Source organism: Micromonospora sp. HM5-17 (assembly GCF_003762835.1).
In the GTDB taxonomy this organism is placed as follows: domain Bacteria; phylum Actinomycetota; class Actinomycetes; order Mycobacteriales; family Micromonosporaceae; genus Plantactinospora.
Genome location: NZ_RJWA01000003.1, coordinates 324,572 through 338,903, shown reverse-complemented (window position 1 = coordinate 338,903; position 14,332 = coordinate 324,572). Strand labels below are relative to the sequence as shown.

Sequence of the window (14,332 nt, the reverse complement as noted above, 5' to 3'; positions counted from 1 at the left end):
GCGGCCCTGGCCGGCGATTGCGGGAGGTGGCCGGTCCCGGCCGGTACGCGGCCGTCATCGCGGCCCGTGCGTGGCACGCGGGATCCGTGCCGCGGACGGCCACTCAGGATTCGCGCAGCGAGCGGCCGGTCTTGGTGAGGAAGACGTCGTCGAGGCTGGGCCGGTGCAGCTCGATGGAGTCGAGCATGATGCCGGCCGCGTCGAGGGTACGCAGGATCTGTGGCATCTCCCGCGACCCGTCGTTGACGTAGAGCCGTACCCCGCCGTCGAGGGTTTCCATGCGGTTGACGTACGGCTCGGCCTCCAGGACCTTGGCCGCGGCGGTGGCCGGGCCGTCGACGGAGACCAGCACCACGTCACCGGAGATCTCGCGCTTCAGCTCGGCCGGAGTCCCCTCGGCGACGATCTCGCCGTGATCCATGATCGCGATCCGGTCACAGAGCGCGTCGGCCTCGTCGAGGTAGTGCGTGGTGATGAAGATCGTCATCCCCTCGGCGCGGAGTCGGCGGATCTCGTCCCACATGTGCGCGCGGCTCTGCGGGTCCAGGCCGGTTGTCGGCTCGTCGAGGAAGACGACCTTCGGCTCGTGGATGATGCCGAGCGCGATGTCCACCCGGCGGCGCTGGCCACCGGAGTACGTCTTGCACTTGCGGTCGGCGTACTCGGTGAGCTGGAACGCCGCGAGCGCCCGCGTCGCACGCCGCTGCGCCTCGGCCTTGCCGATGCCGTACATCCGCGCCTGGAGCACGAGCTCCTCCCGGGCGGTCGACTCGTCCCACGTGCTGCCGCCCTGGGCCACGTAACCGATCCGGCGCCGCACCTCGCCGGGCTCGGTCCGCAGGTTCGCCCCGGCCACGGTCGCCTCGCCGCCGTCGGGCTCGATGAGGGTGGCGAGCATCCGCAGCGTGGTGGTCTTGCCCGCGCCGTTCGGCCCGAGGAAGCCGAAGATCTCGCCCTCTCGTACCACGAGGTCGACTCCGCGTACGGCGTCGACGGTCCTTTGTTCTCTGCCCTGCCGGGAGCGGAACGACTTCCGCAGTCCCCTGGTCTCGATCATGCCCACTCCAGGTTGGCCTGGGCCGGCACGCGCCGGCCGATCCCCCCGGGGCGACGCCAGTCGGCACCCACCCCGAATCACTCGGGGAAGGCTAACGCGATATAACTCATCTAGTCAATGTTGATTATTACTCGTCCGCCGGGACCACCTCCGCCGCGACCTCACCGTCCGCTCCGCCACCGGGTCCGGCCACGCCGCGGCCCACCGGCGTCTCCGCCGTCCCGTCCGGCCCGCCGCGCCCGGTCGAGTCGGGTCGGATGTTCGCGCCGTCGTGCGTGATGAACCCCTCCCAGTCCGGGGTCTGCACGAAGCCCTCGGGCAGGTACGACACCCCGGAGTCGATCAGGTCGGCGATCCGCTCGCACCAGGCGATCTCGCCCTCCGCCCGGGCGATCGACAGCTCCCACATCCAGGTCACGTGCGTCGGCTTGCCGTGCCGCAGCCAGCCCGAGTCCATCGCCGCGCGCAGGCTCTCCACCTCGGCGCGGAGCAGCCGTGCCCGGTTACGCAACGCCGCCGACGCCTCGTCGCGCGGCAGGACCGGCAGGAACGAGAAGGCGGCGAAGAACGGGTCGACAACCTGCGCAAGGCTCCACCACTGGCCGCGCAGCAGGTTGTGGAACTCGTCGTCGCCCTTCGGGGTGATCTCGTAGGTGGTGCGGGCCGGCCGGGCGCCGACCTGCTCGGTCGTCACCTCGCGCAGCAGCCCCTCCTCGGTCAGCTTCCGCAGTGCGTGGTAGACCGAGCCGGGTTGCACGTTCGCCCACTTGTCCGCGTTCCAGCTCAACAACTCGCGACGCACGTCATAGCCATGCACCGGTTGCATCCATCGGACCAGGCCGAGAATCATCATTCGGGTAGCTGACACACGGCACAGCGTAATAGCCAAACTTGACTAATGCCGAGCCGAGGTGCGGCGCGCCCCCAGCCGTCGACGATCGGCCCGGTCACCGACAATGTCCTGACCACACCGCGTCCGAGGGCCGGCGACCGGGGCCGTCCCCTCGCCCGGTGACGGCGTCCCCGCCACCCTGGGCGGATCGGCGTCCCGGGAGCCGCAACCCGAGGAGGAGCAGCCGCGTGCGCAAGGTACTCATCGCCAACCGGGGCGAGATCGCGGTCCGGGTGGTCCGGGCCTGCCGGGACGCCGGCCTGGCCAGCGTCGCCGTCTACGCCGACGCCGACCGGGACGCGCTGCACGTCACCCTGGCCGACGAGGCGTACGCGCTGGGCGGCGAGACCGCGGCGGAGACGTACCTGCGGATCGACAAGCTCCTCGACGTGGCCGCCCGGTCCGGCGCGGACGCCGTACACCCGGGTTACGGCTTCCTCGCCGAGAACGCGGACTTCGCGACGGCGGTGATTGACGCCGGTCTGACCTGGATCGGACCGAGCCCGCAGGCGATCCGCGCCCTCGGCGACAAGGTCACTGCCCGGCACATCGCGCACCGGGCCGGTGCCCCGCTGGTCCCGGGCACCCCGGACCCGGTGAACGGGCCGGACGAGGTGCTGGCCTTCGCCGTCGACCACGGGCTGCCGGTGGCGATCAAGGCCGCCTTCGGCGGCGGTGGCCGGGGCCTGAAGGTGGCCCGGACCATGGACGAGATCCCGCAGCTCCTCGAGTCGGCCACCCGGGAGGCGGTCGCGGTGTTCGGCCGGGGCGAGTGCTTCGTCGAGCGGTACCTGGACCGGCCCCGCCACGTCGAGGCGCAGGTCCTCGCCGACCAGCACGGCAACGTGATCGTGGTCGGCACCCGAGACTGCTCGCTACAGCGCCGGCACCAGAAGCTGGTCGAGGAGGCGCCGGCGCCGTTCCTCACCGACGAGCAGCGGGCCCGGATTCACGCCAGCGCCAAGGCGATCTGCCGGGAGGCCGGGTACCACGGCGCCGGGACGGTCGAGTACCTCGTCGGGGCCGACGGGACCATCTCGTTCCTGGAGGTCAACACCCGGCTGCAGGTCGAGCACCCGGTCACCGAGGAGACCACCGGCATCGACCTGGTCCGAGAGCAGTTCCGGATCGCCGCTGGCGAGAAGCTGCGGTTCGACACCGACCCGACGCCGCGCGGCCACGCGATCGAGTTCCGGATCAACGGCGAGGACCCGGGCCGGAACTTCCTGCCCGCTCCGGGCACCGTCACCGCGCTGCGCCTGCCCTCCGGCCCCGGGGTACGGGTCGACAGCGGCATCGTCGCCGGGGACGTCGTCAGCGGCAACTTCGACTCGCTGCTCGCCAAGGTGATCGTCACGGGTGAGACCCGGACGGAGGCACTGGAGCGGGCCCGCCGCGCCCTCGACGAGATGGTCGTGGAGGGGATGGCCACCGCGCTGCCGTTCCACCGACTCGTCGTCCGGGATCCGGCCTTCACCGAGGCACCGTTCCGGGTGCACACCGGGTGGATCGAGACCGAGTTCCAGAACACCATCCCGGCCTTCACCGCCCCCACCCCGGCCGCGGAACCCGCGGCCCGGGAGACCATCGTGGTCGAGGTGGGCGGCAAGCGGCTGGAGGTGACCGTCCCGGCCGGTTACGCCGCGGGGGCGGCCGGCGCCCCGGGCAGCGCGGCCGGCAGCGCGTCCCGACGTCCCGCCCGCCGTGCCGGCCGCCGTGGCACGGCCGGCGGGTCCGGTGGAACCGGCGACGCGCTGACCTCGCCGATGCAGGGCACGATCGTGAAGATCGCGGTCGCCGACGGCGACACCGTGGCCGAGGGAGACCTGATCGTGGTGCTGGAGGCGATGAAGATGGAGCAGCCGCTGCACGCGCACCGCGCCGGAGTGGTGAGCGGTCTGCGCACCGAGGTCGGCGCGGTTCTCCGGGCCGGTGAGACCATCTGCACGATCGCCTGACCGGGACGACCCGCCGACCGGCCGGCCCGCCGGTGTGAGCAGCGCGGACAGGCGCCCGCGTACCGGACCGGGCTCGGGGCATGATGACCGGGTGCGGTTCATCACCGGAGCGACGCCCCCGCAGGATCTGACCTACAACGACGTCTTCCTGGTGCCGGTCCGGTCGGCCGTGGAGTCCCGGCTCGACGTCGACCTGTCGACCAGCGACGGCACCGGCACCACGATCCCGATCGTGGTCGCGAACATGACCGCGGTGGCGGGCCGCCGGATGGCGGAGACGGTGGCCCGGCGCGGCGGGCTCGCCGTCCTGCCGCAGGACATTCCGATCGACGTGGTCGCCGAGGTGATCTCCTGGGTCAAGCAGCGGCACCTGGTACACGACACGGCGATCACGCTCGGCCCGACCGACACCGTCGGCGACGCCATCCACCTGCTGCCGAAGCGGTCCCACGGCGCGGTGATCGTCGTGGACCCGGCGGGCCGCCCCATCGGCGTGGTGACGGAGGCGGACACCGTCGGCGTGGACCGGTTCACGCAGGTGCGGCACGTGATGTCCACCGAGCTGCACACCGTACCGGCCGAGGCCGATCCCCGGGCCGGCTTCGACCTCCTCTCCCGGGGCCGTCGTCGGCTGGCGCCGGTGGTCGACGCCGAGGGCCGCCTGGTCGGGGTGCTGACCCGGCAGGGGGCGCTCCGGGCCACGCTCTACCGCCCGGCCGTGGACGACCGGGGGAGGCTGCGCATCGCCGCCGCGATCGGGATCAACGGCGACGTCGCCGGGAAGGCGGCGGCGCTCTTCGCGGCCGGGGTCGACGTCCTGGTGGTGGACACCGCCCACGGCCACCAGGAACGGATGCTCCGGGCGCTCCGCGCGGTCCGGGCCCTCGATCCGCCGGTGCCCGTGGTGGCCGGCAACGTGGTCACCGCCGAGGGCGTACGGGACCTGGTCGAGGCCGGCGCCGACATCGTCAAGGTCGGCGTGGGGCCGGGCGCCATGTGCACCACCCGGATGATGACCGGGGTGGGCCGGCCGCAGTTCTCCGCGGTCCTGGACTGCGCGGCGGCGGCCCGGCAGCTCGGCCGACATGTCTGGGCGGACGGCGGGGTGCGGTATCCCCGGGACGTCGCGCTGGCGCTGGCCGCCGGAGCGTCCAACGTGATGATCGGAACCTGGTTCGCCGGCACCTACGAGTCACCGGGCGACCTCTACACGGATGCCGACGGCCGACGCTACAAGGAGAGCTTCGGCATGGCCTCGGCCCGGGCGGTCAGCGCCCGTACCGCGGAGGACAGCCCGTACGACCAGGCGCGCAAGGCGGTCTTCGAGGAGGGGATCTCCAGCGCCCGGATGTACCTCGACCCGGACCGTCCCGGCGTGGAGGACCTGATCGACGAGATCGTGGCGGGCGTCCGCAGCGCCTGCACGTACACCGGGGCGGCCAACCTGACCGAGTTCCACGCCAAGGCGGTGATCGGGGTGCAGAGCGCCGCCGGCTTCGCCGAGGGGATGCCGATCCCGACGAACTGGTAGGCACCTGCGGGGCGGCGTCGACGCGGTGGACCGGGCTCGGCCGGGCGTCCACCACCGGCCTCTCGGTCCCTACAGCACCTGGCGGATGACCTCGCGGGCCGCCGCCTCCAGATCGTCCCCCACCTCCCGCTCGGAGAACGCCCCACCGAGCCAGAGCGTCGCGAACCCGTGCACCATCGACCAGGCGGCGAGGTCGACCCGCTCCGCCTCGTCCCCGCCTGGCCGGTGGGCGGCCACGCCGACGCGGAGCGCGTCGCGGGCCCGCCGACCGGCGGCGAGGACCTCCGGATCGTCCCGGTGGTAGAGGTCGGGCCGGAACATCACCTCGAAGTGGGCGCGGTGGTCGACGGCGAACCGGACGTATCCCACCCCGAGTTCGCGAAGGCTGCCGGTCTCGGCCCAGATCCGCTGTAGGGCCGCGGCCAGCAGTTCGAACCCCTCGGCGGCGAACGCGGTGAGCAGCCCGGCCTTGTCGCCGAAGTGGTGTGCGGGCGCGGCGTGCGAGACGCCGGCCCGACGGGCGAGATCCCGCAGGCTCAGCGCCGCCGGCCCCGCCTCCTCGATCGCCTCGGCCGCGGCGGCCAGCAGCGCTCGCCGCAGGTCTCCGTGGTGGTACGGCCGTCCGGCCGTCTTCGCCTGGGTCATGGCGAGAGCATATCTTTACATTGACAAGATGCGCCACCGTGGGGCAATCTTGACAGCGACAAGTCCTCCTGTGAAGGGACGACCCCGATGGCCCCGCTGATCACCCTGCTCGCCGGCTCCCTCCTGGCCCGGATCGCCGGCCTCCTCGGTGTCACCGCCCTGGACGGCTGGCAGCCCGCCCTCCGGGTCGGGCTGGCGCTGATGTTCCTGCTCACCGGCTACGCCCACTTCGCCCGCAGCCATCGAGGCGATCTCGTCGCGATGGTCCCGCCCCGACTCCCCCACCCGGAGCTACTGGTCACGGTGACCGGCGTCCTGGAACTGGCCGGCGTGATCGGCCTCCTGGTGCCGACCACCGCCCGCTGGACCGCCGGTGGGCTCGCCCTGCTGATGGTCGCGATGTTCCCGGCCAACGTCTCCGCCGCCCGCCGCCGCCTGACCCTGGCCGGCCGCCCGGTGACCCCGCTGGGCCTCCGTACCCTCATCCAGCTCGGTTACCTCACGGTCGCGCTGCTCGTGGTCCTGCTGCCCGAGTAGCCCGCCCGCCGCAGACCGCCCCACCTCCGCCGATCAACCCCGCGTCGTCCCCACCGCCACCGGCGGTCAGCGTCCGGCCCTCTCGACGCCGCGGCGACACCTGTCCGGCCGCTCCCGCTTTCCCGAGGTCGAACCGTCCGGCCGTAAACGTCCGGCTGGAGGGGACACCCGGCCCGGCGGGCGAGGAGGGGCCGCCGGTGCGGGACCCACCGGCGGCCCGGCGGCGAACCGCTTCACCACCAGGAACGGGGGACCCGGCGGGCCACGGCTCACGCCGGCGACAACGGTACGCCGGACCGCCGTCACCGGGCGCGACCATGCCGCTCCGACGCCCGAGTACGGCGGGTGCCGCCGCTACTCCAGCTTGTGCAGCATCAGCTGCCGGGCCGCCTCGGTGATCGACCCGGACAGCGAGGGATAGATGGTGAAGGTGAGGGCGAGCTGGTCGACGGTGAGGTTGTTCTCCACCGCCATCGTGATCGGCAGGATCAGTTCGCTGGCCTTCGGGGCCACCACCACGCCGCCGATGACCTGGCCGGTGGCGGGCCGGCAGAAGAGCTTCACGAACCCGTCCCGCAGGTCGGCCATCTTGGCCCGGGCGTTGCCGGCCAGCGGCAGCATCACCTGGCGGGCCGGCACCCGCCCCGAGTCGACCTCGTTCTGCGACACCCCGACCGTGGCCAGTTCAGGATCGGTGAAGACGTTCGCGGCGACCGTCCGCAGCCGCAGCGGCGACACCGCCTCGCCGAGCGCGTGCCACATCGCGATCCGGCCCTGCATCGCGGCGACGCTGGCCAGCGGCAACACCCCGGTGCAGTCGCCGGCGGCGTAGATGCCGGGGACGTTGGTCCGGGAGACCCGGTCGACGGTGACGTGTCCGCTCGGGGAGACCGCGACACCGTACTCGACCAGCCCGAGGTCGGCGGTGTTCGGCACCGAGCCGACCGCCATCAGCGCGTGCGAGCCGTAGACGATCCGGCCGTCGGCGAGCTCCACCTCCACCCCGTCCGCGGTACGCCGGACGGCGTTGGCCCGCGAGTTGTTGAGGATCTCCATCCCCCGGGCCCGGAACACCTGCTCGATCGCCATCGCCGCGTCGGCGTCCTCGTGCGGCATCACCCGGTCGCGGCTGGAGACGAGGGTCACCTCGACCCCCATCGCCAGATAGGCGCTGGCGAACTCGGCACCGGTGACGCCGGAGCCGACCACGATGAGCCGCTCGGGCAGCTCGGGCAGGTCGTACACCTGGCGCCAGGTCAGGATCCGCTCGCCGTCCGGGACGGCGGTCGGCAGCACCCGGGGCGTGGCCCCGGTGGCGATCAGCACCGTGGAGGCGTCCACCGAGTACGTCGAGTCACTGTCGGTGGGGGTGATGAGCACCCGGTGGGTGTGACCGAGCGTGTCCTCGCCCAGCCGGGCCCGCCCGGAGATGACGGTCACACCGGCCTTGACCAACTTGGCGTGGATGTCGGCCGACTGTGCCAGGGCGAGCCGCTTCACCCGGCCGTGCACCGTCGCGGCGTCGACGGTGATCGCCTCCAGCCCGTCGGAGTGGACCCCGAACTCCTCCGTGTCGCGGTAGCCGGTCACCACCTCCGAGCTGGCGATGAAGGTCTTGGAGGGGACGCAGTCGTGCAGGACGCAGGCACCGCCGGCCCCGTCCGCCTCGACGACCGTCACGTCGGCGTCGAGCTGGGCCGCCACCAGCGCCGCCTCGTAACCGGCCGGTCCGCCGCCGATGATCACAATTCGGCTCACCGCGCTCGCCCTCCGTGGCTGCTCAGAGTGACAGTGTTGCCCACAACCCGACCGACACGCACGGTCGTATTCTCCCCGGACCCTCCATCAGGCTATCGTCATCGCCGTGCGTCATTACGCCGCGTACGGCTCGAACCTCGACCCCGCCCGGATGCGGGCCTACTGTCCGCACTCGCCGATGGTGGGTACCGGCTGGATCGAAGGTTGGCGTCTCACCTTCGCCGGGGAGGGGGTACTCGGCTGGGAGGGAGCGGTCACCACCATCGTCGAGTCCCCCGGCGACCGGGTCTTCGTCGCGCTCTACGACGTGCACCCGTGGGACGCCGCGCAGCTGGACGAGGTCGAGGGTGTGACCTCCGGCACGTACCGCAAGCTGCACGTCCGGGTCGTCACCCTGGACGGCGAGGTGACCGCCTGGGTGTACGTCTTCGCCGGCTACGAGGGTGGACTGCCGACCGCCTGGTACCTCTCGGAGATCGCCAACGCGGCGGAGAAGGCCGGCGCCCCGGACGACTACGTGGCCGCGCTGCGGGCCCGTCCCACGGGCACCGCGTCCACCTGACCCCGGCCCGCCACCCGGGATCCGTGGGCTACCCCGACGGCGGCACGGACCCGGGCGGCCGTCCCGGAGCGGTCCCCCGCGCCCGTTGCCGCCGTCAGTCGGGATGGGACGGTGCGTTCCGGACGGCGGTCAGCGCGGTGTCGAGCAGGGTGACGAGCTCCACCCGCTCCGCCGGGGCGAGGACCCCGTAGGCGGGCGAGACGATCCGGTCGGCGACCGACTCGACCCACAGCCGCCGCCGTACCAGGGGACCCACCGGCGGGTACGGCGGCGACCAGCCGTACGCCACCGCGCCCGACTCTCCCTCCGGCCCGGCCAGGACGATCTCCACCGGACTCATCCCGGCCGCCCGGACCGCGATCAGGATCGCGCCCGAGTGGTACTCGTAGAGCAGGTGCAGCAGCACCGCCGCCCGGGCGGCGGGTGGCGCGTCGACCGGCGGCGGCAGTCCCCGCCACGCCGCGAACAGCGGCATCCCGGCTGGGTCGGCAGCCGTCACCACCGACTCGGCGAGCTCGGCCAGGCGGGCCACCTGCGGCAGGCCACCCAGGTGGTCGGTGCCCCACCGGCAGCACTCGGCGCGGCTCACCTCGGCGACCTTACTCGGCTTCGCCACCTCGGCGGCACTGTCCCAGCAGTCCGCGACGGCGTCCGGGGCGATGATCCCGATCGCGGCGGCGACGGTCTCGGCTCGGACGTCGCCGAGTACCGCACCCCGGCCGGTGACAGAGAACGCCCAACCGGAGAAGCCCATCCGACGTACCCGACGCAGCGTCCGGGGACACTCCAGGAACGCGCCGCCCAACCCCAGCACGTTCGGCCGGGCCGCCGCGGCGGCCTGCTCGGGGGTCAACGACACCGCCTTCCGGTCCGGGGCACGGGCGTACCGCCCGCGTCACCCGCTTGAGTCTGCCTCGGGTAACGATTTTCCGGGAAGCCGTCCCCGTTTTCCGGAAGACTCGCCCTCGGCAATCAGTGCCTCGATGGCAGCCTCGATCTCACCGACCCGGCGGCGGGCCGCGACGGCGTCCCGCTCGGCCGTCCTGCGGGCGCGCTTGGCCCGGTCGGCCTCCCGCCCGGCGGTGTCGCGTCGCCGCTCCAGCTCGGCGAGGGCGGCGTCGAGTTCGGCGAGGGCCGCGGCGGCGTCCCGCTCGGCCTGGCTGGCCCGCTCCAGTTCGGCCTCGGCCCGCTCCTGCCGGGTACGCGCCTCGGCCAGCGTCCGCTCCAGGGCACGCCGCTGGGCGGCTCGGGCCTCGACCCTCCGCTCCTCCGCTGTCGCCCGCTCGGGCCGGGCCGCCGCACCCGCCGAGGCCGTCGGAGCGCCGTGCCGGGCACGCCTGGCCGGCGCCCCCTCCGGTTCCGGGGTGGACGGTCCGGCCGGCTCGGCACCCTCCGGACCGCCGACGATCAGCCGCAGCTGCGGTCGGGGCACCTCGCCGAAGCCGGCGTAGCTCGCCGCCCGGACCAGCCTCCCGGACCGGACCTGTTCGGCGACCTCCGCGTCGGCCAGCGCGGCGTTGAGGGTGGTCTCCACCTCGGCCAGCGGCAGCTTGCCGGCGGCGAGCCGGGGGTCCGTCGCCCGGGCCAGCGTCCGGGCCTCGCCGACCAGCGCGGCGACCGCCCGCCGCCGCTGGGCCGAGAGTTCCCGCAGCCGCGCCCCGCTGAGTTCCCGTTGTGCCGCGCGGAGTTCGGCCGACAGCTCCACCAGCTCGGCCATCAGTTCGGGGCGACGCCAGGCGAGCAGGTTCACCAGCCAGGCGGCGATCGTCGGCTTGCGCAGTTTCGCGATCTCCCGCGCCGCCGCGGCGTCACCGGCGGCCCGGGCCGCGGCCACCGCCTCGGCCCGGGTGGCGACGAAGCCGTCCGGTGGAGTCGTGTAGAGCCGCTCGACGAGGTTCGGGGGCACGTCGGCCATGCTGCGCCGCCGCGCTCAGTCGACGGCGGTTCCGGGCTCCAGTCGGGCGTAGTCGCAGTTCGCCAGCCGGGCCAGGTTGGCGTCGTAGACGTTGAGCCCGGCCGGGCCGAGCAACCCGTCGTGCAGGGCGTACGCCCGGCGCGGGTTGACCGCCCGGATGAAGTTGACCGACTCGGAGAGCTTGAGCCACGGGCCGGAGATCGGCACGAAGAGCGTCTCCACGTGCGCCCCCTCCGGTACGTCGAACGAATCGCCCGGGTGGTAGACGGAGTCGTTCACCAGGAAGCCGAGATTGACCACCCGGGGGATCTCCGGGTGGATCTCCGCGTGCCAGCCCCCGTACGCGCGGACCCGGAACCCGGCCGCCTCGAACGTGTCCCCGGACTGGACGGTGGTCACCACCCCGTCCAGGGCGTCCAGTTTGGCGGCCACCTCGGGATGGGTGTAGACGGTCACCGACGGACGCTTGCCGAGCGTGTCCGCGAGCGCGTCGACGTCGAGGTGGTCGGCGTGCTCGTGGGTGATCAGCACCGCGTCCACCCCGTCCAGGGCGGCCCGCTCGGTGAACATGCCCGGGTCGATGACCAGCACCGCGCCGTCGTCCTCCATCCGTACGCAGGAGTGGCCGTACTTGGTCAGTCGCATCGAGACTCCTCGGTCGCCGAATCGTGATGTACCCCTGGGCAGTCTGCCGGAACCGGGCCGCCTTCGCGGCACGTCTGACGGATCACACTGTCGCCACCCCGGCGGGACGCCCGCTGGGAACGTACGGGAAGGGACAGGACGATGGACGGGCGCGGTAGCGGGACGCCGGCCGGGCGGACCCGCCGGCCGGCCGTACTGCTGGGGGTGGCGGCGACGGTCGCCGTGGTGGCGCTGGCTGGCTGCGGCGGCGCCGGGGCCTCCTCGGACGCGGTGGCCCCGGCGGGGGGCCAGGAGGAGCAGGCGGCCCAGGCGGAGCAGGACCAGTCCGAAACGGCGGCCGGGGCCGCGCAGGGCCAGCCGGCCAAGGACCCGGACGATCCGACGGCCCTGGCGGCCGACCAGCGGGCGATCATCTACACGGGCACGATCACGGTACGGGTCGACGACGTCGACGCGGCGGCGGCCCAGGCGGCCGCCATCGCGACCGGTGCGGGCGGCTTCGTCGGCGGCGACAACCGGCGCAGCGACCCGGAGCATGCGGAGGCGACCCTGCAACTGCGGGTACCGGCCGACCGGTTCCATCCGGCCGTCGACGACCTCGCCCGGCTCGGTGAGGAGCTGCGCCGGGACGTCATGACCGACGACGTCACCGAGGAAACCCTGGACCTGGACGCCCGGATCGCCACCCAGCGGGCCCGGGTGGAGAGCGGGCGACGGTTGCTGGCGCAGGCGAAGTCCCTCTCCGACCTGGTGATGCTGGAGGGCGAGCTGGCCCGGCGCGAGGCGGACCTCGCCTCGTTGGAGGCGAAGAAGCGGCGGCTGGCCGACCTGACCGCGCTCTCCACGATCACCGCGATCCTGCTCGGTCCGAACGCCCGGCCGGACGAGACGGAGCCGGAGATCGGGTTTCTCGCCGGGCTCCGGGGCGGCTGGCGGGCATTCCTGGCCTCGCTGCGGGTCATGCTGACCGTGCTGGGCGCCCTGGTGCCCTGGCTCGTCGCGCTCGGCGTGCCGACGCTCGGGGCGTGGTGGCTGCTCCGGCGTCTGCGGCGCCGGCGGCCTCCGCTCGGGCCGGCGCCGACCGCGATCCCGGCACCCGCCGGCCCGCCGGGCGAGCTACCGGCCGCCGCCCCCGCCGGGGCGGCGGGTGGCGCGCCCAGCCCGGACACCCTGGACTGACCGGCCGCCGCGCGGCGCCGCCCGGGGCGGGTTCGCCCGGCCCGGAGACGTACCCGGCGTACCGGTCAGGGTGTGGCCGACCGAACTCGGGACTTACCCAACCCCGGATTACTCGGCCAGCGCCGTGAGCGCCGTCTGCACCAGCAGCCGGACTCCGACCGCGATGGCCCGCTCGTCCACGTCGAAGGTCGCCCGGTGCAGGTCGACGTCGGCCGCCGCCCGGCCCACGCCGAGCCGGGCCAGCGCGCCGGGTACGTGCTCCAGGTACCAGGAGAAGTCCTCGCCGCCCATGCTCTGCGGAGTCTCGGCGACCCCGTTCGACCCGAGCGTGGCGACGGTGGCGGCGGTGAGGACCCGGATCGCACCGGCGTCGTTGACCACCGGCGGCCGGCCCTGCAGGTACTCGACGTCGACTGTGGCGCCGGTCGGGGCGATCACGTCACGAACCACCTGAATGACGATCTTCGGCGCCTGCTCCCAGGTGTCGCGGTCGAGCACCCGGAGGGTGCCGGCGGCCATCGCCTCGTTCGGGATCACGTTGTACTGGGTGCCGGCGGAGGCCTGCCCGAAGACCAGCAGCAGCCCGCTGTTCGCCGGCACCCGGCGGTTGACCAGGGCCGGGACCTCGGTCACCAGCCGGCCCAGCGCATCGACCAGGTCGACGGTCAGGTGCGGCCGGGCGGTGTGTCCGCCGGGGCCGCTGAGCCGTACGGTGATGTTGTCCGCGGCGGCGGTGATCGGCCCGACCCGTAGCCCGATCCGGCCGACCGGCAGGTTCGGGTCGCAGTGCAGGGCGAAGATCTGGGTCACGTCGGTCAGGCCGCCGGCCTCGATGACCTCCAGCGAGCCGCAGGGCAGGATCTCCTCGGCCGGCTGGAAGATCAGCCGGACGCGCCCGTTCAGCTCCCCCTGCTCCGCGAGGCGGGCCAGCAGCAGCCCGACGCCGAGCACGATCGTGGTGTGCACGTCGTGTCCGCAGGCGTGGCAGGCGCCCTCCACCGTGGAGCGGTACGGCACGTCCTTGACGTCCGTCAGGGGAAGCGCGTCCAGGTCGGCGCGGAGCGCGACCACCGGCCCGGTCGGCCGCCCGTCGATGTCGCAGATCACCCCGTTGCCCTTGGGCAGCAGTCGCGGCGCCAGGCCGGCGACCGAGAGTTCCCGGGCGATCAGTGCTGCCGTGTCGAACTCCCGCCCGGAAAGCTCAGGGTGGGCATGCAGGAAGCGCCGCGTCGCGATCAGGTCGGGCAGCCGGAGGTCCAGCGTCTGGTCGAGCCCGAACGGCAGCGGCTCCGCCCTGGGGATCGCCTCGGGCCCCGGCGTCTCGGGTTCGGCCGTCGCTGGTCCCGCCGACGCCGGCCGGCCGCCGGTCGGCAGTTGCAACGCACTCGTCACGTCGGATTCTCGATCACTGTGGATGGGATGGGACCCGGACAGCGTAGACCGCCGATGGTGACGCTGCGCAACCTCGTTCTGGTAGTGGTCAGACAACACAACGTCACGAAATCCCTGGTAGGAGCGTTCGTCGACGTACCGAGCGCTGCTCAGAACACCGTCGGACGCCGCCATCTGTTCCCACACCTCCTACAACGCGTGACGGTTTTACCGGTCACGATTCCGACTCGGGACCGTGCGCCCGACTCGGGACGTCACCTC

At 73.3% G+C, this 14,332-nt stretch carries 13 protein-coding genes; 5 read left to right on the top strand and 8 right to left on the bottom strand.

The annotated features are described in order from the left end of the window. Positions 1–103 precede the first annotated feature (103 nt). Together EF879_RS10940 and EF879_RS10935 are read right to left on the bottom strand one after the other, a co-directional pair. Positions 104–1,057 carry an ATP-binding cassette domain-containing protein gene (locus EF879_RS10940; RefSeq protein ID WP_123558360.1) on the bottom strand — a complete coding sequence of 318 codons (954 nt, stop codon included), beginning with the start codon at positions 1,055–1,057 and terminating at the stop codon, positions 104–106. Between the two features lie 127 nt (positions 1,058–1,184). Beyond that, positions 1,185–1,925, bottom strand: coding sequence for a PadR family transcriptional regulator (locus tag EF879_RS10935; RefSeq protein WP_233604378.1), 741 nt, complete (start codon positions 1,923–1,925; stop codon positions 1,185–1,187). A 212-nt stretch (positions 1,926–2,137) separates the two neighbouring features. Between EF879_RS10935 and EF879_RS10930 the strand changes: the two genes are divergently transcribed. Further along, the gene (locus EF879_RS10930; RefSeq protein ID WP_123557483.1) at positions 2,138–3,907 is read left to right on the top strand and encodes a biotin carboxylase N-terminal domain-containing protein; all 1,770 of its coding nucleotides are present in this window, start codon (positions 2,138–2,140) and stop codon (positions 3,905–3,907) included. A gap of 91 nt (positions 3,908–3,998) precedes the next feature. Then, positions 3,999–5,438, top strand: coding sequence for a GuaB1 family IMP dehydrogenase-related protein (locus EF879_RS10925; RefSeq protein WP_123557481.1), 1,440 nt, complete (start codon positions 3,999–4,001; stop codon positions 5,436–5,438). Between the two features lie 69 nt (positions 5,439–5,507). Here the strand turns inward: EF879_RS10925 and EF879_RS10920 are convergent, their stop codons facing one another. After that, positions 5,508–6,083 carry a TetR/AcrR family transcriptional regulator gene (locus EF879_RS10920; protein ID WP_123557479.1) on the bottom strand — a complete coding sequence of 192 codons (576 nt, stop codon included), beginning with the start codon at positions 6,081–6,083 and terminating at the stop codon, positions 5,508–5,510. Positions 6,084–6,170: 87 nt separating this feature from the next. Here EF879_RS10920 and EF879_RS10915 point away from each other — a divergent pair, with 87 nt between their 5' ends. Beyond that, positions 6,171–6,620, top strand: coding sequence for a DoxX family protein (locus EF879_RS10915; RefSeq protein WP_123557477.1), 450 nt, complete (start codon positions 6,171–6,173; stop codon positions 6,618–6,620). Between the two features lie 354 nt (positions 6,621–6,974). Here EF879_RS10915 and EF879_RS10910 read toward each other — a convergent pair whose 3' ends face one another. Further along, positions 6,975–8,378, bottom strand: coding sequence for an NAD(P)H-quinone dehydrogenase (locus EF879_RS10910; protein WP_123557475.1), 1,404 nt, complete (start codon positions 8,376–8,378; stop codon positions 6,975–6,977). A gap of 106 nt (positions 8,379–8,484) precedes the next feature. On the opposite strand from EF879_RS10910, the gene EF879_RS10905 reads away from it, so the two are divergent. After that, on the top strand, positions 8,485–8,940 hold the full coding sequence (locus EF879_RS10905; RefSeq protein WP_123557473.1) for a gamma-glutamylcyclotransferase: 456 nt from the start codon (positions 8,485–8,487) through the stop codon (positions 8,938–8,940). Positions 8,941–9,034: 94 nt separating this feature from the next. Here EF879_RS10905 and EF879_RS10900 read toward each other — a convergent pair whose 3' ends face one another. Genes EF879_RS10900 through EF879_RS10890 form a run of 3 tightly spaced genes read right to left on the bottom strand, consistent with a single transcriptional unit; the run spans position 9,035 to position 11,500 of the window. Further along, positions 9,035–9,793, bottom strand: coding sequence for a hypothetical protein (locus tag EF879_RS10900; RefSeq protein WP_123558358.1), 759 nt, complete (start codon positions 9,791–9,793; stop codon positions 9,035–9,037). A 42-nt stretch (positions 9,794–9,835) separates the two neighbouring features. After that, complete coding sequence (locus EF879_RS10895) at positions 9,836–10,855, bottom strand: hypothetical protein (RefSeq protein WP_123557471.1); 1,020 nt, start codon at positions 10,853–10,855, stop codon at positions 9,836–9,838. A gap of 15 nt (positions 10,856–10,870) precedes the next feature. Then, positions 10,871–11,500 carry an MBL fold metallo-hydrolase gene (locus tag EF879_RS10890; protein WP_123557469.1) on the bottom strand — a complete coding sequence of 210 codons (630 nt, stop codon included), beginning with the start codon at positions 11,498–11,500 and terminating at the stop codon, positions 10,871–10,873. 141 nt (positions 11,501–11,641) lie between these two features. Here EF879_RS10890 and EF879_RS10885 point away from each other — a divergent pair, with 141 nt between their 5' ends. Then, a complete protein-coding gene (locus EF879_RS10885; protein WP_123557466.1) occupies positions 11,642–12,679 on the top strand; it encodes a DUF4349 domain-containing protein in 1,038 nt (345 codons plus the stop codon). Positions 12,680–12,787: 108 nt separating this feature from the next. Here EF879_RS10885 and EF879_RS10880 read toward each other — a convergent pair whose 3' ends face one another. Then, positions 12,788–14,071, bottom strand: a complete 1,284-nt coding sequence (locus EF879_RS10880) for an amidohydrolase (RefSeq protein WP_123557464.1) — start codon at positions 14,069–14,071, stop codon at positions 12,788–12,790. Between the last annotated feature and the right edge of the window lie 261 nt (positions 14,072–14,332).

Bases quoted from the DNA above. Each gene is read 5' to 3' on its own strand.
- EF879_RS10890 (WP_123557469.1), bottom strand. From the start codon at position 11,500: ATGCGACTGACCAAGTACGGCCACTCCTGCGTACGGATGGAGGACGAC.
- EF879_RS10920 (WP_123557479.1), bottom strand. From the start codon at position 6,083: ATGACCCAGGCGAAGACGGCCGGACGGCCGTACCACCACGGAGACCTG.
- EF879_RS10940 (WP_123558360.1), bottom strand. From the start codon at position 1,057: ATGATCGAGACCAGGGGACTGCGGAAGTCGTTCCGCTCCCGGCAGGGC.
- EF879_RS10915 (WP_123557477.1), top strand. From the start codon at position 6,171: ATGGCCCCGCTGATCACCCTGCTCGCCGGCTCCCTCCTGGCCCGGATC.
- EF879_RS10885 (WP_123557466.1), top strand. From the start codon at position 11,642: ATGGACGGGCGCGGTAGCGGGACGCCGGCCGGGCGGACCCGCCGGCCG.
- EF879_RS10895 (WP_123557471.1), bottom strand. From the start codon at position 10,855: ATGGCCGACGTGCCCCCGAACCTCGTCGAGCGGCTCTACACGACTCCA.